Annotated in this window: 17 protein-coding genes; 6 read left to right on the top strand and 11 right to left on the bottom strand. The window is 39.6% G+C overall.

Translation table 11 applies throughout. The features are described 5' to 3' along the window. Positions 1-191 precede the first annotated feature (191 nt). The 3 genes from nspC to C9J38_RS06340 all read right to left on the bottom strand — a co-directional run bounded on the left by nspC (position 192) and on the right by C9J38_RS06340 (position 5,578). Positions 192-1,310: a carboxynorspermidine decarboxylase gene (gene nspC / locus C9J38_RS06350; RefSeq protein ID WP_255418308.1), complete on the bottom strand. Its 1,119-nt coding sequence runs from the start codon at positions 1,308-1,310 to the stop codon at positions 192-194. A gap of 73 nt (positions 1,311-1,383) precedes the next feature. Then, positions 1,384-2,628, bottom strand: a complete 1,245-nt coding sequence (locus tag C9J38_RS06345; protein ID WP_107206348.1) for a carboxynorspermidine synthase — start codon at positions 2,626-2,628, stop codon at positions 1,384-1,386. A gap of 40 nt (positions 2,629-2,668) precedes the next feature. Continuing rightward, a complete protein-coding gene (locus C9J38_RS06340) occupies positions 2,669-5,578 on the bottom strand; it encodes a pyridoxal phosphate-dependent class III aminotransferase (protein ID WP_107206347.1) in 2,910 nt (969 codons plus the stop codon). A 779-nt stretch (positions 5,579-6,357) separates the two neighbouring features. On the opposite strand from C9J38_RS06340, the gene nirB reads away from it, so the two are divergent. From nirB to cobA, 4 genes are all read left to right on the top strand, one after another. Continuing rightward, positions 6,358-8,907: a nitrite reductase large subunit NirB gene (gene nirB, locus C9J38_RS06335; RefSeq protein ID WP_107206346.1), complete on the top strand. Its 2,550-nt coding sequence runs from the start codon at positions 6,358-6,360 to the stop codon at positions 8,905-8,907. Next, complete coding sequence (gene nirD / locus C9J38_RS06330; RefSeq protein ID WP_107206345.1) at positions 8,904-9,230, top strand: nitrite reductase small subunit NirD; 327 nt, start codon at positions 8,904-8,906, stop codon at positions 9,228-9,230. Before nirB ends, nirD begins: the two co-directional genes overlap by 4 nt. 113 nt (positions 9,231-9,343) lie before the next feature. Continuing rightward, positions 9,344-10,159 carry a nitrite transporter NirC gene (gene nirC, locus C9J38_RS06325; protein ID WP_107206344.1) on the top strand — a complete coding sequence of 272 codons (816 nt, stop codon included), beginning with the start codon at positions 9,344-9,346 and terminating at the stop codon, positions 10,157-10,159. A 39-nt stretch (positions 10,160-10,198) separates the two neighbouring features. Then, positions 10,199-11,056: a uroporphyrinogen-III C-methyltransferase gene (cobA, locus tag C9J38_RS06320; RefSeq protein WP_107206343.1), complete on the top strand. Its 858-nt coding sequence runs from the start codon at positions 10,199-10,201 to the stop codon at positions 11,054-11,056. Between the two features lie 90 nt (positions 11,057-11,146). Here cobA and C9J38_RS06315 read toward each other — a convergent pair whose 3' ends face one another. The 4 genes from C9J38_RS06315 to C9J38_RS06300 form a co-directional block, all read right to left on the bottom strand. Continuing rightward, positions 11,147-11,551, bottom strand: coding sequence for an MAPEG family protein (locus C9J38_RS06315; RefSeq protein WP_107206342.1), 405 nt, complete (start codon positions 11,549-11,551; stop codon positions 11,147-11,149). A gap of 14 nt (positions 11,552-11,565) precedes the next feature. Continuing rightward, positions 11,566-11,853, bottom strand: a complete 288-nt coding sequence (locus tag C9J38_RS06310) for a putative quinol monooxygenase (protein WP_107206341.1) — start codon at positions 11,851-11,853, stop codon at positions 11,566-11,568. Positions 11,854-11,866: 13 nt separating this feature from the next. Beyond that, positions 11,867-12,337 (bottom strand): NUDIX pyrophosphatase, encoded by a 471-nt coding sequence (locus C9J38_RS06305; RefSeq protein ID WP_105059989.1) that lies wholly within the window; start codon positions 12,335-12,337, stop codon positions 11,867-11,869. Positions 12,338-12,463: 126 nt separating this feature from the next. After that, positions 12,464-13,255: an SDR family NAD(P)-dependent oxidoreductase gene (locus C9J38_RS06300; protein ID WP_107206340.1), complete on the bottom strand. Its 792-nt coding sequence runs from the start codon at positions 13,253-13,255 to the stop codon at positions 12,464-12,466. Between the two features lie 177 nt (positions 13,256-13,432). Here C9J38_RS06300 and C9J38_RS06295 point away from each other — a divergent pair, with 177 nt between their 5' ends. Both C9J38_RS06295 and C9J38_RS06290 read left to right on the top strand, forming a co-directional pair. After that, positions 13,433-14,188, top strand: a complete 756-nt coding sequence (locus C9J38_RS06295; protein WP_107206339.1) for a siderophore-interacting protein — start codon at positions 13,433-13,435, stop codon at positions 14,186-14,188. A 96-nt stretch (positions 14,189-14,284) separates the two neighbouring features. Beyond that, positions 14,285-14,530, top strand: a complete 246-nt coding sequence (locus C9J38_RS06290) for a hypothetical protein (protein ID WP_107206338.1) — start codon at positions 14,285-14,287, stop codon at positions 14,528-14,530. A gap of 78 nt (positions 14,531-14,608) precedes the next feature. Here the strand turns inward: C9J38_RS06290 and C9J38_RS06285 are convergent, their stop codons facing one another. The 4 genes from C9J38_RS06285 to uvrY all read right to left on the bottom strand — a co-directional run bounded on the left by C9J38_RS06285 (position 14,609) and on the right by uvrY (position 18,368). Continuing rightward, complete coding sequence (locus C9J38_RS06285) at positions 14,609-14,932, bottom strand: hypothetical protein (RefSeq protein ID WP_146144058.1); 324 nt, start codon at positions 14,930-14,932, stop codon at positions 14,609-14,611. A 274-nt stretch (positions 14,933-15,206) separates the two neighbouring features. After that, positions 15,207-15,764, bottom strand: a complete 558-nt coding sequence (pgsA, locus tag C9J38_RS06275; protein WP_005368388.1) for a CDP-diacylglycerol--glycerol-3-phosphate 3-phosphatidyltransferase — start codon at positions 15,762-15,764, stop codon at positions 15,207-15,209. 109 nt (positions 15,765-15,873) lie between these two features. Then, on the bottom strand, positions 15,874-17,724 hold the full coding sequence (gene uvrC / locus C9J38_RS06270) for an excinuclease ABC subunit UvrC (RefSeq protein WP_107206335.1): 1,851 nt from the start codon (positions 17,722-17,724) through the stop codon (positions 15,874-15,876). Further along, positions 17,724-18,368 (bottom strand): UvrY/SirA/GacA family response regulator transcription factor, encoded by a 645-nt coding sequence (uvrY, locus tag C9J38_RS06265; RefSeq protein ID WP_005368391.1) that lies wholly within the window; start codon positions 18,366-18,368, stop codon positions 17,724-17,726. The genes uvrC and uvrY overlap by 1 nt, the downstream gene beginning before the upstream one ends. Between the last annotated feature and the right edge of the window lie 808 nt (positions 18,369-19,176).

The raw sequence follows: 19,176 nt of genomic DNA, 5'->3' as shown, positions 1-19,176 counted from the left end.
CTTCTCCAGAATTTTTTGCCCTCAACGAGTCACCTCGCTGCGGTACGTGGTGTAATTTACTGATTTTACAGAATCAGTCAACGAAAAATTATGACTTTTTATTTAACTGGTTAAATTCCATAACATCGAACCATAAATCAGCCCATAAATGATCAAAAACCAGACAATCTTATTATTTGAATTTAGTTTGCTTATAAGATTGCAGATCGCGATAACGATGCAGCAAAATCCTCATAACTAAATTCATTAAGTTTTTCGATACTGCCATTACTGCGACGGCAATAAATACTTGGCATACGCAAACCATTAAACCAATTTAATTTCACCATGGTATAACCTGCGCTGTCTGCAATATGTAATTTCTGTCCAATCGTTAATGGCTGTTCAAAACTGGCAACACAGAATTGATCGCCTGCTAAACAAGAACAGCTGCCAATCACGTATTGATGGCTCCCCTCTTTTGACGATTCTGTGATTGTTGCGGGTTCATTATAAATTAAGGTATCAAGCCGATGTGCTTCTGTCGCACTGTCTACAATGGCAGTTTTCATACCGTTCTCGACAATATCAACCACAGTCACCACTAAGTCAGTCGTTTGGGTAATAATAGCTTCACCCGGCTCAAGATATAACTGAACACTAAAACGCTCTGAAAATGCTTTTAATGCAATAGCTAACTTTTCTAGCTCGTAATCCGGCCAAGTAAAGAAAACACCGCCACCTAAACTCACCCAATCAAGTTTTTCAAGATAACGCCCGAAACGTTCTGATATAGAGTCTAATAACGCAATAAACGCATCTGCACTTTTATTTTCACAGTTCATATGAAACATCGCGCCATCGAGTTCATCAAACAGTTCATCTGTTAATAGGTTTTCTTGCACCCCTAGACGCGAATATTGACGAGCAGGATCAGCTAAATCTTGCCCTGCACAACTTATCCCCGGATTTAAACGTAGACCAACAGACGCTTTACCGTCAGCCAAATGGCGATGAGCTTGCAATTGAGAAACAGAGTTGAAAATGATTTTATTACAGTACTGTAGAACATCTTCTACGTCTTCTTGACTATATCCCACACTATAAGCATGCGTTTCACCACCAAACTTTTCAGCACCTAATCTAACCTCAAACGGCCCACTGCTGGTAGTACCATCAAGATAAGGCTTCATGACATCAAACACGCCCCACGTGGAAAAACATTTCAATGCAAGGACGAGTTTTACTCCGGATAATTGTTTTAACTTTTTAGCTTGTTCTAAATTGTTGATCAGCTTCTGCTCATCAATCATGAAATATGGCGTTTTCAATACGGCTTTCTCTTTTATATAAGTAAGAAAGCGAGCCTGCTTCTATATACAAGCTCGCTTAAATAGCTGTGTCTTATTTCAAGATGTGAATATCAGGTTGACCAACAGGCAATTCTTGAACATGCCAATCTAAACCAATGGTTGGCATTGTTGCTAAAAATGGATCTGGGTCGAGCTGCTCCATATTGAACACACCTTTATCAGCCCACTTACCATTAAAGAACTGTAATGCGGCAGTAATAGCAGGAACACCTGTTGTGTATGAAATTGCTTGATGCTCTACATCTTCATACGCCACTTCATGATCAGCGTTGTTGTAGATAAACACACTGCGCTCTTTGCCCTCTTTTTTTCCTTGTACCCAAGTACCGATACAGGTTTTTCCTGTATAGCCAGGAGCAAGCGATGTTGGATCCGGTAATAACGCTTTAAGAACGTGCAGTGGTTGTACAACAGTACCATCATGCAGCGTGAGTGGATCTGGGCTTAATAAGCCAATATCACGCATACAATTGAAATAATTGAGATATTTATCACCAAAGCCCATCCAAAATTCAATACGTTTCGCTGGAATAAATTCCTGCATTGAACGCACTTCATCATGTGCCATGGAATAAACTTTATGCTTACCGACTAACGGGAAATCAAATTCAAGCATACGGCTATGACAACCGACTTGTTTCCATTCACCGTTTTCCCAATAGAATGAGTCACCTTGAATTTCTAACATATTGGTTTCTGGATCAAAGTTAGTCGCAAATTTCTTACCGTGATCCCCTGCATTCACATCCATGACATCAATGGTGTCGATTTCATCAAACAAATGCTTTACGGCATAGGCTGCAAACACACTAACAACACCCGGATCAAAACCTGCCCCTAAAATGCCAGTGATCCCCGCTTGCTTGAACTTCTCACGGTAACCCCATTGCCAATCATAAGCTTGAGGCACTTGCTGACCTTCAGAGCATAAATCAACAGCAACAGATGTATCGAGGTAAGAAACTTTCGCTTGATAGCACGCTTCCATGATTGACATATTTACCCACGGAGGCCCTGCATTAATAACCAAATCAGGTTTCACGTCTTCAATTAAAGCAACTAATGCATCAACATCGTCTGCATTGACGGCACGTGCTTGAATTGTCTTTGTCGGATCTTTTAGATTACTTTTCTTATCAATCGAGCTAATGATCTTTTCACATTTGCTGATTGTACGGGAAGCTAATGTAATATCACCCAATACATCATTATTCTGCGCCGCTTTATGTGCGACAACCCAGCCCACACCACCAGCACCAATTTGTAAAATAGCCATTATTTCTTTCCTTTTAAATTCATTTATCTGTGTGGTTGTCTTACTGAGTTGAAGACAATAGCGATTGACCTAATTGAGAGACTTTATTCAATAAGGTTTTAAAATCGTTAATAGTTAAACACGGGTTTAAAATTGTGAACTTCAATGCCACTTTATCGTCAACAACAGTTTCACCCAGTACAGCTTGTCCTTGTACTAATGCATCTATACGCAATTGTTTATTCAATTGGTTAAGCTGCTGCTCACTTACGTTTGCTCCTTCACCTACAAAACGTAAAAGCACGGTAGATAAAGCAGGATCGGCCAATAACTCAAATTGCGGTTGTTGATTAACTAAATCGGCGACATGCTGCGTTTGATTAATAAGATGGTCGTACATTTCACCTAATGCATCAGCGCCAACGCTTTGCATAGTCATTAACACTTTTAAAGCATCAAAACGCTTAGTTGTTGCTATTGATTTATCCACTAAATTTGGCAGTAAATCATCTTCACGATTAAGATAATCAGCATGGTGGAGCAGGTATTTAAAGTGCGCTTTATCTTTCACTAACACTGCACCACAGCTAATCGGTTGAAAGAAAAGCTTATGAAAATCAACGCTTAAAGAATCCGCTTTTTCAATGCCATGTAATCGACTTTGATGACGACTTAAAATCAGTGCGCCACCGTATGCGCCATCAACATGGAACCAAAGATTGTGACGAGCGGAAATATCTGCCAATCCGGTAAGATCATCAATTGCACCGTGATCTGTTGTTCCTGCGGTGCCAACGACGGCAAATGGAATAAGATCATCGGCTTTTAATTCTTCAATCGTGGTAATCAATGATGCTAATTGAATAGTGCCATCAGGATTGGTATCAACACAGACTACAGATTGTTCACCAAGCCCCATCAACGACGCTGATTTTTGCACCGTGAAATGGGATTTTTTCGAGCATAATATACGTAGTTTATCCGCGTATGATGGCAAACCTTGTTGCTGAATATTATGACCAGAGATTGTGTCGGCCGCCCAATCACGTGCTAACAATAATCCCATCAGATTGCTTTGTGTTCCCCCACTGGTAAACACACCATCTGCTTGTTGGCCTAATTGATAAACATCGCACAACCAGTCAACAATTTTCTGTTCAACAAACGTTGCTGCACTGGCCTGATCCCATGAATCCATTGACTGATTCAATGCAGCAATAAAAGCTTCTGCTGCAATAGCAGGGATAAGTGGCGGGGTATGCAAATGCGCTATACAGTGTGGATGTTGCACCATAATTGAGTGCTTCGCGATAAGATCGCCTGTTTGATCAATCACGGCATCAAGTGAGGATTGTGGCTGATTTAAATCAATGCCATTAATTAGCGTTTTTAATAATTGAGGATCCATCCCCGAATAAGGCTGATTGGTTTGTTCAAAGACTTTTTTCAGTACTTGAGTCGTTTGATTCAGTGCCGTTTCAAAGCTCTCAGATCCGCCTTTACCCGTTTGAATAAAGTACTCTTTCCAATTAGCTTTATTATCCGACTCTAACACCAATCCTTGTTCAATCGGTTCAACATGGACCTCAATAGCCTCTTTAACCGTATTAATCACAAAATCAAGTTGTTCAAAGCTAATGATAAGAGGCGGTAAAAAGCGTAGTACCGAGCCTTGACGCCCACCTTTTTCAATAATCAAACCGCGCTCTAATGCAGAGCGTTGAATTGCAGCGGTTAACTCAGGATCGGCGATCGGCTCACCAAACTTATTCTTACTACCATCAGATTGGACAATTTCGATGCCCAACATTAAGCCTTTACCGCGCACTTCAGCAATACAGCTAGTTTGTGCTGCCACTTTTTCTAAACCGCGACGCAGATACATACCGGCTTTTTGAGCATGCTCAACTAAACCATCTCGTTCAATTATTTCTAACGTTTTAGCCCCTGTTGCCATCGCTAACTGGTTGCCACGAAATGTGCCGGTATGCTCTCCAGGGTTCCAACTATCAATCTCTTTATTAAAAACAAGGACAGACATGGGTAAACCACCGCCTACTGCTTTTGATAAACAAAGAATATCGGGTGTGATCCCTGATTCTTCAAACGCAAAATTGTGACCCGTTTTACCAATACCACATTGGATCTCATCAAAGATAAGTAAAATGCCATGCTCTTGCGTTATTCGACGTAATTCTCGCAGCCAAAAAGCAGGCGCAGGAATAACCCCACCCTCACCTTGTACAGGCTCTACAATAATGGCAGCAGGTTTTTGAATGCCGCTTTCATCGTCACTCAGCATACGTTCGATATAACGTAAGCTTTGTTTTGCGCCTTCATCGCCAGACAAACCATACGGACAACGTAATGAATAGGGGAATGGCAGGAAATGTACATCAGCCATTAACCCTTGACGGCGAGATTTAGTGTTTAAATTTCCCATCATCGCCATCGTGCCATTGGTCATTCCATGATAAGCACCATGAAAAGCGGCCAGGGTATTTCTACCTGTCGTTTGTTTGGCAAGTTTAATCGCAGCTTCTACCGCATCAGCCCCTGTTGGGCCACAAAATTGTACACAAGCATTATTCGCAAACGATTCGGGGAGGAAGTTCAACAATTGCTTAATGAATTTATCTTTAGCAACCGTTGTGATATCGAGAGTTTGATATGGTAGACCTGATTCTAATTGGTCAACAATTGACTTATTAATTTCTGGGTGATTATAGCCAAGTGCTAGTGTTCCTGCCCCAGCTAAGCAATCAATAAATAATTGCCCACGGGTATCTTCAACTAATACTCCTGCTGCTTTCGCTATTGCTAAAGGTAAACGTCTTGGGTATGAACGTACATCCGATTCATAATGCTCTTGGCTTAATAGCAATTCATCAAGCGTTAAGTCATATAAACCATTAACAACAGGCACTGTTGTTGATAGATCAGTGTCGCCAAAATTAAAAAGTGTAGACATATTTCGTTCCTGTCATCACTTAGCTTTTGCACAAAAAACGTAACAAAAGATAAGCAAAAACCATATTAATAACGATATAAATACCGAGTTAAGATTTTTAAAGATGAAACCACACTCAAAATACAAATATGCAGAAGCAATAAGCACCTGCAGTAATATGCAACTCTATGTTTAGTGTGATTTTTGATCAGGAACGATCAAGGCTCCGTAATAATACGGTATTTCGGTAAATGAAAACCAAAATGAAATGAAAGTGATAATAGATCCACTGTTGGGTCCCTTAAATATGTGTCAGCTATTACAAAGCTGAACATCGTATAAATTCCCTTCTATTTATGCTGATAAGCATAAATACCTACTGCGTAATTGCTAGATGAACTACGTTATTATCTTACTCAAGCTAAGACTGGGCAAAAATACCACAACCCATTAATAAAAAACAATATTGAAAAATAAAAAGATACAAACTTTTACAAATTGCCGCGCGCGAAAATTTAGCCATAATTCCACTGTTACTAGAGCTAAAACAACCTTTAACATTACAAGTTAAAAAGCCCAATAAATATAAATGTCATTATAATTCAATAAGGTAAAATCATTTACAGTATACTAACGAAAAGAAGTGAGGAGGCCGTGTTATAGAACTGCAAATCTAATGCATTGATTTTGTTTGAGTACCACTAAAGTGGTATTTAGAATACCACTTGATTTAAATCATATTTCTTCACATTTTGTCTTAATACACTACAACCAATTTAAGGTATGGTGAAGTAGGTTTTATGAGCAAAATTAAATTGGCAATTATCGGCAACGGTATGGTCGGCCACCGTTACATCGAAGAATTAATAGATAGATCGAATATCGAAAACTACGAAGTAACCGTGTTTTGTGAAGAACCCCGTGTCGCATACGACAGAGTACATTTATCTTCTTATTTCTCTCACCATACAGCTGATGAGCTTTCTCTTGTTAAGCAAGGACTTTACGAAAAACATGGAATCAATGTTTTGCTCGGCGAACGCGCCATTAACATTAACCGTGAACAAAAGCTTATTCTCTCTAATTCGGGTCGTGAACTTCGCTACGATAAACTCATCATGGCAACCGGATCTTACCCTTGGGTTCCACCCATTAGAGGTAGCGAAAACAAAGACTGTTTTGTATACCGCACGATCGAAGATCTTAAAGCGATTGAATTAACCGCTAAACGCAGTAAAAGTGGCGTTGTCATCGGTGGCGGTCTACTTGGCTTAGAAGCCGCTGGCGCACTAAAAGCACTGGGCGTTGAAACTCATGTTATTGAGTTTGCTAATGTCCTTATGGCTGAGCAACTTGATCCTCAAGGTGGTCAACAACTACGAAACAAAATAGAACAACTCGGCGTAAATGTTCACACCGGTAAAAATACCCAAGAGATCATCCCTTCCGGTGAAAATGCACGTAATACCCTGCAATTTGCAGATGGCACTTCTCTTGAAGTTGATTTCATCGTGTTCTCTACCGGCATTCGCCCACAAGATAAATTAGCTACACAATGTGGACTAACAACAGGTCAACGTGGTGGTATTGCCATTAATAACGTTTGCCAAACATCAGATGCCGATGTTTACGCCATCGGTGAATGTGCTTCTTGGAATAACATGTTCTTTGGTTTAGTGGCGCCAGGTTACAAAATGGCACAAATCGCGGTTGGTCACTTATTAGGAGAAAAGCAGCAATTTGAAGGTGCTGACATGAGCGCCAAATTGAAGCTACTCGGAGTAAAAGTTGGCAGTATTGGAGATGCTAATGGCCGTACTAAAAACTGTAAAAGCTATGTTTATTTAAACGAACAAGAAGAAGTGTATAAGCGCATTATTGTTTCTGAAGATGGGAAATATCTTCTAGGAGCCGTACTTGTTGGTGATACATCAGATTACGGTAACCTTTTGCAGTTATCGCTAAATAATATTGAGCTACCAGAAAACCCTGACAGTTTAATCTTACCTGCTCATGCGGGTGCAGCAAAACCAGCCATGGGCGTGGAATCCCTACCAGAAAGCGCCGTGATGTGTTCATGTTTTGATGTGACTAAAGGTAAGATTGCAGCAGCGGTTGCTGAAGGACATACGACATTAGGCGAAATCAAAGCCGTTACCAAAGCGGGTACAGGCTGTGGCGGTTGTTTACCTCTTATCACGCAAGTGCTAAACAGCGAACTCGCAAAAGCCGGTATTGAAGTGAATAATCACCTATGTGAACACTTCGCTTATTCTCGCCAAGAGTTATTCCACTTGATCCGTATTGAAGAGATCAAGTCATTTGATGAACTTCTATCGAAATACGGTAAAGGTTACGGCTGTGAAACCTGTAAGCCAACCGTTGGCTCTATTTTGGCTTCTTGCTGGAATGATTATGTACTAACGCCTCAAAATACCCCACTGCAAGATACCAACGACATTTTCCTTGGCAACATGCAAAAAGATGGCACTTATTCAGTGATCCCTCGTATGGCAGGTGGTGAAGTAACACCTGCTGGATTACTCGCCGTTGCACAAGTCGCTAATGATTATAATTTATATACCAAAATCACAGGTGCACAACGTATCGGTTTATTTGGTGCACAAAAAGATGATTTACCAGCCATTTGGCAACGTTTAATTGAAGCTGGATTTGAAACAGGCCAAGCCTATGCCAAAGCGCTACGTATGGCCAAAACCTGTGTCGGAAGCACATGGTGCCGCTTTGGTGTACAAGACAGTGTCGGCTTAGGTGTTGAACTAGAAAACCGCTACAAAGGTATTCGTACTCCTCACAAAATGAAGTTTGGTGTATCAGGTTGTACCCGCGAATGTGCTGAAGCACAGGGCAAAGACTTAGGTCTTATTGCAACAGATGCTGGCTGGAATATGTATGTTGGTGGTAACGGTGGTATGAAACCTCGCCACGGTGATTTACTGGCAGCCGATCTCGACCACGACACCTTAATCAAATATGTTGACCGCTACCTCATGTTCTACGTACGTACAGCTGACAAACTTCAGCGAACATCAACATGGTTAGAAAGCCTTGATGGTGGTGTTGAATACCTTCGTGAAGTGATCATTAACGACAAACTGGGTATTAACGATCAACTTGAAGCTGATATTGAAAAGCTGATTAGCTCTTACCATTGTGAATGGTCAAATACGTTAGATAACGAACAGCAACTAAAACGCTTTAGTCACTTTATTAACAGCGATAAGCGTGATGATAATGTCGTGTTTGTACCTAGCCGTGACCAACATCGTCCTGCATCTAACGAAGAAAAAGCCAACACTTACACCATTTCATTGGAGGAGAATGTATGAGTTCTTGGATCACTGCATGCCAATTAGACGATTTAATCCCTGGTACTGGCGTGTGCGCCCTTATTGAAGACAAGCAAGTTGCCATCTTTCGTCCCGATCATAGCGAACAACTGTTTGCGATAAATAATATGGATCCGTTTTCAAAGTCCAATGTGTTATCTCGCGGGCTTATTTGCCAGCACCAAGATGAATTATGGGTCGCTAGCCCATTAAAAAAACAACGCTTTTCACTGCTTGACGGTCGTTGCTTAGAAAATTCTGCAATGAACATTGAAAGCTACAAAGTCACAGTCAAAGACGGCAATGTGTTAGTCCAACTGTAACGATAAGAATGGGAACTAGCCTCAGTGCTACTTCCCACTTTTTGGCATAAGTAACAAGCCCAGTACCGAACTTATTTATGCCAAAGAGTTTAATTTTATACAGGGACAAAACTATGTACGCAGACACAATTAAAAAATGTTCAGCCAATGCCGCACGTATCGTTGAATTTGCAGATAAGGAAAAATTCGGGTTTTGGTTAAGCTCAGCCATGGCGGGGGCTTATGTTGGTCTTGGCATCATTCTGATTTTCACTTTAGGCAATATGGTTGATCCCTCTATTCGCCCACTTGTTATGGGAGCGACCTTTGGTATTGCTCTTACCCTCGTAATTATTGCGGGCTCTGAGTTATTTACCGGACACACTATGTTTTTAACTTTTGGTGTTAAAACAGGCCAAATCACTGTCGCTGATACACTTCGCGTTTTACCACAAACATGGATGGGAAACTTACTGGGCTCAGTTAGCGTCGCGTTACTGTTTTTCTACGCAGGTGGCGGAAAACTATTACCTGATGCAAATAGCTTATTAAATAACGTCGCTCTTGCAAAAACAGACGCTTCAGCATCGGTACTTTTATTTAAAGGTATTTTATGTAACTGGCTTGTGTGTTTAGCCATTTGGATGTGCCAGCGTGTTGAAGGCTCAGCTAAATTTATTGCCATTTGGTGGTGCTTACTGGCCTTCATCGCATCAGGATATGAGCACTCTATTGCTAACATGACCATCTTTGCTCTTTCATGGTTTGGTCAACATAAGGAAGCATTCACTCTAGCGGGAATTGGTCATAACTTATTCTGGGTAACGCTAGGTAATACAATTTCAGGTGTTGTATTTATGGGCTTAGGCTACTGGTTCATCACACCACGTAGCGAACGTCCACATTTAGGCTCTGCAAAGCAAGTTGAACAACAGAAACAAACAGCTTAATTGACGAAATAAAATAAAAATCAGCCTGGAGCAAATAGAATGACAACAAATGAAACTGTGTTTTCACTGCTAACCTTAGAAGAAAAACCTTCTGCTACTATCGGTAAAGTAATACTTGTTGGTGCTGGACCGGGTGACCCTGATTTGTTAACAGTAAAAGCATTACGTTGTATTCAACAGGCTGATGTCATTGTCTATGATCGTCTTGTGTCTAACGACATTGTTGAACTATTCCCTCAACATTGCGAACGCCTTTTTGTGGGAAAAGAAGCGGGTAATCACTGTGTACCACAAGGTGACATAAACCAAATTCTGGTAACGCAGGCACTCAGCGGAAAATTAGTGGTTAGACTTAAAGGCGGTGACCCGTTTATTTTTGGTCGAGGTGGCGAAGAACTAGAAGCCTTATTGCCGTTTAATATTCCCTTTGAAGTGGTACCTGGTATTACAGCAGCATCCGGTTGTGCGGCTTATTCTGGTATTCCATTAACCCATCGCGATCATGCACAAAGTGTTCAATTTATTACCGGACATTTAAAAGAAGGTAAAGATCAAATTGACTGGTCATCACTGGCTTGCGCTAACCACACTTTAGTCTTTTATATGGGGTTAAACCAGAGCCATGTTATTCGCCATAAACTCAGTGCGTATGGCATGTCGCTGGCAACACCTATTGCTATCATTGAACGTGGTACCAGTTCACAACAACAAGTACATACTGGTGATTTAGCACACTTAGAGATATTAGCCAAAGAGGCAGAAAGCCCAGCTCTTATTGTGATAGGCAGTGTTACGACCCTCACTCATCGCTTAAATTGGTTTAAAGCAAAACAAGAGATAGAAACACAAAGCTATCCAAAAGTTTATCAATATCAAGTAAACCGTAAGGTAAGCTAACACAATCAAATAAAAAGGCACTAAAGTTTATTACTAGTGCCTTTGTTAATGCGTTTGTGACGAGCATTTTTACAATCAAAATAACTCAATTTACAGCCAAGCCATAACTGCAGTAACAAATAGTCCAATAAGCCCCAGTAAACTCACCGCGAAAAAAATACTGCGTAATACTTTTAAATTAAAGTAATAACACAACATATGCCCTATTCGTCCGAATAAATAAACCACAGCGAAGCCATTAATCCAGTGAGCAATGGGCTGAGAAAATAATGCAAACAGAACGAATACAATAAAGATCCCAAGGCTTTCATTGCTATTAGCTAATGCTCTATTAGCACGAAATAAAAAATGTTCATGGTTAGCTTCAATAGTAAAACCGGGGATATGCTTTTGACTAAGAATAGCAATATCTAATACGACTAATTGCAATAGTAACAACAATCCCAAAGAGCCAATAACCCAAATTGTCATTTTATAGGGAAGCAAAAACTCCATTGAATTATCCTTTTCTATTCGTTCTCGGTTTGCCACACCTCATAATGGCGTTCAACATTTGAAGTGACTCTCCCCCATTCAGATGCTTTGACTCGCCTTTGGTGATGTTCGAACGCAGTATTACTAGAAAACTCTTCATAAACATCAAAATAACAAGGAGAATGTGAACGTTGATAAACATTAAACACTAAACAACCAGATTCTTGCTTCGTTAATTCGACGTGCTTCTCAAGTGCTTTGCTAACAAGATTAAGTTCTTCTTCAGGAACGACAATAAATCCTTTTAATATCACTTTTCCCATATTTTCAATTTCCTCAATAATCTGGAATGTTCTGCTTAATATCTACTTTAAAAAGAGATTCAATCGGCTTATCAACAAAATAGGCCCATACATGATCAAAAACACGGTGCTGATTGGGAAATGGCGTTAGTGCTTTTGCTTCTTCTAGTGTGCACCATTGATAATCTGTATGTTCGTGATTAAGTGTTACGGCTTGATTTGGAGGGCACATCACCACAAAAACCGGAATAATTTGTAGCACATTAACGTTGGCTTCAAAAAACTGCTGCAAATACTGAGCGTTATAAAGATCTACCACTTCAATTTTGGTCTCTTCTTTAAACTCACGGACAATAGCTTGCCAACCCGTTTCATTACCTTCGATAGACCCACCAACATGGCACCAATATCCACCTTTCACGCGCTTCATGAGTAGCATTTTCATCACGCCATCAATTTCTGATAACGCAACGCCCGCTACAATCGAAGAATCAATCGGGATCATCATCACTCCTTAATTTGTTGATCACTACCCTTTTCTAGTTATACACGAATAGTTATAAAAAAACGGCTGCACATTGAGCCGTTTGGTCATTATAGAAAATTAACGTGATGAACTAATAAGTAAAACTTAGAAGCTCACTTTATCTGCATCAAAGTAATAGCGTGCTGGCGCGATATTCATACCACCCGTAACCGGCAAACAAACACCTGTAATAAAACCTGCCAGATCACTTGCTAAGAAACTCACCGCATTAGCAATATCTTCAGGCTCCCCCATACGTTTAATGGGCTGCGTTGCTAAGAAATTATCAATAAACTCTTGGTTTAAATTATTTTTCACAGCATCTGTCGCAATCATTCCTGGTAGTACTGCATTACAACGAATACCAAAACTCGCGTATTGAATCGCGATTTGACGTGTCATATGGTTAATGGCATTTTTAGCCGTGCCGTAAGAGATGCTCGACATTTCAGCACTTAAAGAAGACAGTGATGAGATGTTTACAATGCTACCACCACCATGTTTAACCATCGTTGGAATAACTGCTTTTGATGGAATAAATACGCTATTTATATTAGCAAGCATATTCTTTTCCCAATCAACCACTTCAGTATGGGCTAAGTCACGATCTTTACGTAAATCTACACCGCCAAAGTTGTTAACCAGCACATCAATCTTTCCTTCTTTTTCAAGAATAGAATCAATCAACGGCGCGTAAGAATCATTATCGTACGCATTAAAAAACATCCCCGTTGCTTTACCGTTATTTTTGGTAATTTCATTAGCCGTCGCTGTTGCCTCATCAATATTCCAATCAGCAACATAGACATTGGCACCTTGAGAGGCCAATAACTTACTACATGCCTTACCAATTCCTTGTGCGCCAGCTAGTACTAGCACTGTTTTATTTTTAAACATAAACCACCCAATATCGAACAATGTTTTTATTTATTATATCTGTCACTTACAGGGAATAAATATAGATATTCGTTCAAATAATTACTGTTATCCATCTACGTAAAAAATAGTAAATAAAATATCTTATTGCACAGAGCCTTGTTAATATAAATAAAAACCATTCTCAATTGGTGAAACATGAATAACGAAGTAAAAGTAATACACAGCAAAACTATCACAACCAATATGCAACGAATCACCTTACAAGGAGAGTGCTTATCAGCATTTTCTAAGAATAGTGCAGGAAACTACATAAAATTACTTTTTGCTGAAAATGGCAGTACTGATATTAGTCTTGTGCCGAAAGGGCAACGACCAGTGATGCGTACCTATACGATTAGAAAATATATTCCGGAACAAAATAGTATTGAAGTCGATTTTGTTCGTCATAATACAGATCAAGGCGATCACAGCTATGCGGCTAAATGGGCGAAGCAAGCATCATTAGGTGATAAAATTAGTCTATTAGGCCCGGGGGAAATAAAAGACCTCAATCCTGATGCAGATTGGTTTTTTATGGTTGCCGATATGACTGCACTACCATCATTAACGACAAAAATACAAAGGCTACCAATAGATGCGAAGGGATACGCCGTTATTCAAGTTATTGATAAAGAGGATATACAGGAATTATCTAAGCCTGAAGATATTAAAGTGATATGGATAACAGCCTCTGAATCGCTAGCAGATACTGTCACATCATTACCTTGGAAAGATGGCAAGGTTTCTGTTTGGTCAGCCTGTGAATTCGATACCATGCGTGAACTACGACAATATTTTCGTAATGAAAAAAACGTTGAAAGAGAGTTCATTTACATTAGCAGTTATTGGAAAAACGGTGTGTCAGAAGATGGTCACAAAGACATTAAACGCCGAGATGCTATGAGCATATGAAAAATATTTAACACTTATATAAGCAGCAAATGTACCGACGTTTTTAAAGTTATGAACTAGACTAATAAACGAAATCTACTGATAACAGAGGCATTTATGGCTACTCAAAAAACTAAAAGTTCAACGCATGAAAAAATGGAACACCGTTACGATGATGATGTAGAGCATAAACATAATAAAGATCATGAAGAATATCGCGGCCATGAACCCTCTCATGGACATCATATTCACGGTGGAACAGGAGCTGCACATAAAGGTACACATCACCACCATTATACCACTCACCACCACCATCATTATTATGGTCCTGTCACCATTATTAATAGTAACGATGAAGATTAGCTTGCCATTAAGACAAGAAATCAACATGCAGATTATATAATTTCAACAAGAAAGAGTGATAAATCTGCATGTTGAACATTAATGAGCATTATCTTTTATACACAGGTTAGGATCTAACGCTTGCTTATCAAAAGTAGGAAAATGAGGAGCTTGTAGATACCCCCAAGCAGCAAGTAATAAAAGTAAGAAGGGAATTGATAAGTGCATAGCTGATACTAACCCAGCCAAAAATCCTGTTTTTACTTTCGTTGGTCGATAGACTTTTACGGCTTTAGGTGGAAAGCGCCCTTCACGAATTCCAGCGATAGCTCGCGGTATCAATATCCAACTCATCGTAAAAGCAAATAGTGGCACACCAACCATCACTAAATACCAAAAATAATCAGCGAGATTAAACCCCAACCATTCAAAGCAATGTGGACGAGATAAACATCGTTAATAATAGGTATCAGCCAGATTGTATGAAGAAAGTAAATGACGCTCCCAACGAATACTCCAGCCAAGATCCGAACCGCTTTTTCTTTCTTTGAGTATTCTTGAGCATATTCCACTGCGCTGATCCCTCATCCTTAATCGTTTAATTTTCACTCAATATAACTAAGAGAGGGTGTATTAACAAATACTCGAGATATAAAAAAGGCCTGATTAATCAGGCCTTTTTCAAAAATAGGACTTACTAGTGATTTTCTGCGTTAAGCAAATCACCTTTGGCTGCTTTTAAATATTGCACCATTGACCAGTACGTTAATACCATTGCAACATACAAAGATACATAACCTAACCATACAACGTATTCATGCGGATGCCATAACAACAATAATAGAGCAAACATCTGAGAGGCAGTCTTCACTTTCCCTACCCAAGAAACGGCAACACTTGCACGTTTACCAATTTCTGCCATCCATTCGCGTAATGCTGAAATAATAATCTCACGACCAATCATAGTGACAGCAGGGATCGTAACCCATACTGAATGATAATGCTCAACCACGAGTACTAAGGCCGTTGCTACCATGAGTTTATCAGCAACAGGATCAATAAAAGCACCAAACCGAGTTGTTTGATTTAATTTACGAGCAAGGTAGCCATCGAACCAATCGGTGACACCCGCAACCCAAAAAATTAACGCTGTTGCAAAAGCAGACCACTCGTACGGCACATAAAAGGCAATAACAAAAAATGGGATAAGCATGAGCCGAACGAAACTTAAGATGTTAGGTATTGATAAACGCATAATATTATTCTTATGTTCAAAATCAGAGTTCAATCTACTTCCCTAGCCTACTCCAAAGTCTGCTTAGGTGCGAATTTATCAGTAAATTAAACCAAAAAAGTGCAGCGAACTAATTATGTTGCAATGCATCGACTATTTTTTCTGCTAAAGCAGGACTAATACCAGGTACTTTAGCAATTTCTTCTTTACTTGCTTTCTTCAGTTCTTGCATACCACCCATATATTTGAGCAACGCTTGACGTCGTTTAGGCCCAATACCTTCTACATCTTCAAGGCTACTACGCTTACGAACTTTTGCACGTTGGGCGCGGTGACCACTAATAGCATGGTTATGGCTTTCATCACGAATATGCTGGATCAAATGCAACGCTGGTGAATCACTTGGCATAGAAAACTCTTCGCCTGTAACAAAGATGAGCGTTTCTAAACCAGGCTTACGTGTCGTACCTTTTGCCACACCGACAAACAAAGGTCGTTTTGGCCAATCAGCAATATACGGCTTCACTACATCATACGCTGTTGATAACTGACCTCTACCGCCATCTATGAAAATTATGTCTGGAATTTTATCTAATTCCATATTTTTGCTGTAACGACGCTCCAAAACTTGTGCCATTGCTGCGTAATCATCACCACCCGTAATACCCGTTATATTATAACGACGATACTCTTGCTTTAATGGCCCTTCCTGATTGAATACAACACATGAGGCAACCGTTTTTTCACCCATAGTATGGCTAATATCAAAACATTCCATACGTGAAATCGGCTTTAAGTTTAAAGCTTGTTGCAGAGCAAAGAAACGCTCTTGTATCGTTAAACGGTGATTAATTTTGCTTGTCAGTGCGGTTTCTGCATTCGTCTTTGCCAATTTTAAATACTGAGCACGAGTTCCTCGTGGATTGTATTTAAAAATGATAGTACGCCCAGCCATTTCCGTTAACGCTTTAGCAATAGTTTCACCTTCTTCTCCCAGTGTTTCACTTAATAAAATGACACTCGGGATCACTCGACCTTCAACTTGGTTGAAATAGTATTGAGTAACAAACCCTGAGAGAATTTCTGTTAACGTTGCATCAATTGGCACTTTAGGAAAATAACTGCGACTACCTAAGATCTTACCTTGACGAATATATAAACCATGGATACATGCAAGCCCATTACTGTGCGCAATACCAATGACATCAATATCATCTTCATTGTCTTGGCTTACAAACTGCTGCTCTTGAATACGCCTTAGTGCTTGGATTTGATCGCGATATCGTGCCGCTTGCTCAAACTCTAACGCTTGGCTTGCTTGCTCCATTTTCTCAACCATAATGCTAATCACTTGGCGATCTTTACCCTGTAAAAATAATCGTACCAATTGCACTTGCTGTTGATAGTCATCATCGCTGATCAACCCTTCGACACATGGCCCAGAGCAACGCCCAATTTGATACATCAAACATGGACGACTTCGATTAGCATATACTGAGTCTTCACACTGACGAACCGGAAAGATTCTTTGCATAAGATGCAAGCTTTCGCGTACTGCACCTGCATCAGGATATGGGCCAAAGTATTCACCTTTGCGACGCTTAACACCACGGTGAATCGACAAGCGCGGATGCTTGCTTGCACTTAGAAGAATATAAGGATAAGACTTATCATCACGCAGTAATACATTATATTTAGGTAAATACTGCTTGATATAGTTATGTTCAAGGATAAGTGCTTCAGTTTCAGTATGGGTTACCGTCACATCCACATTGCAGATATTTTTAACTAAAGCACGTGTTTTTTCACCCGCAACATTAGTTCGAAAATAACTAGAGAGACGTTTTTTTAAATCTTTTGCTTTACCGACATAAATAACCACACCAGTAGCGTCATACATACGATAGACGCCTGGCTGGTGTGTTACTGTTTTCAGAAAAGCTTGAGGATCAAAACTTTTTTCGTTTGGAACATCTGACACTATAACGTCTCTGTATCAAGCATTCCATGTCGAATGGCAAGATGCGTTAATTCAACATCACCACTAATATCCAGTTTGTTAAACAAACGATAGCGATAGCTATTAACGGTTTTCGGACTCAAATTTAATTGCTCCGAAATATCTGTTACCTTTTGTCCTTTCGTTATCATCATCATTATCTGAAGTTCGCGCTCAGAAAGCTCTTTAAAAGGATTCTCAGAATTTGAAGCAAATTGGCTTAACGCCATCTGCTGCGCAATTTCAGGTGAAATGTAACGCTGGCCACTATTTACCATTCTTATCGCATTAACCATTTCATCAGGTCCCGCTCCCTTCGTTAAGTAGCCCGCAGCACCGGCTTGCATGACTTTTGTTGGAAATGGGTTTTCGGTATGAATTGTTAAAACAATAATTTTTACATCGGGATTGAATCGTAAAATCTTACGGGTTGCTTCAAGTCCACCAATACCAGGCATATTCATATCCATAAGAATAATGTCGGCATGATTGCTACGGCACCATTTTACGGCTTCCTCACCACTGATGGCTTCTCCTACCACTTTAATACCACGGACATCTTCAAGAAGACGTCTAATCCCTGTGCGAACCAGTTCGTGATCATCTACAAGGAATACATTAATCAAGCTGTATCTCCAATGATTTGGCTCTGCACCCAGCCAGAATGGCAGGATAGCTACTACATAATTCTACCTTAACTTAACACTTCGCCAATTGCTGATTCTGTGTATCAGAGCAAAGTTTAGTATTAAGTTAAAGCTTGACAATAAGTTGTTTTATTACACGCTTCAAAATAAAGTGTGCACATTGATTATTTCCTATTTGGAAAAAAAAATAAAGCGGAAAATATAATATTTCCAATTAGTTATAATTATCAATCAAATAACAGTTTGTTACATCATTTATGATTTATAAAATTTAGAACTAATGCTAATTTCGAAATGACTTTTGCTCTCTCCACTCCATTGAGTGTAATTGATTATGTGATTTTTTTTAACTCGAATAGAAAAATAAGCGCAAAAAAACACCAATAACGAATGTACATCAACCTCTTAAATCTCTATGACTCCAGTTTTTACATCAAGATCCATAACCTATACAAACAACGAACACATTGTAAAAATCGCGTTTTATCTACTCTATAACGTATTGAAACATTGAATAAAATAACAGCAAATACTGACTAAATTTTAGTTTTGAATATTTATTTAAATAAAGTCGTTCATTCTTTAGACGTCTAGATGTAAAGCATTCCCATCGCTTACTTAATAGAGTATTATGTGCGCCGCTTTTGGTTCTACTCTTTTTTCGATATCTCGAACTCAGAAATTAGGCCGACACCGCTCTTGTTTTATAATGGATTATTCGCGTTGAGTGACAACATTTAGCATAACTTGCTATTGATTATCACCAACTTTGGCATGGCTGCTGAAC

The sequence above is a fragment of the Photobacterium sp. GB-210 genome, from assembly GCF_003026075.1.
GTDB lineage: Bacteria > Pseudomonadota > Gammaproteobacteria > Enterobacterales > Vibrionaceae > Photobacterium.
Note: the sequence above shows the minus strand (reverse complement) of the source record. Positions and strands in the feature narration are given on the sequence as shown.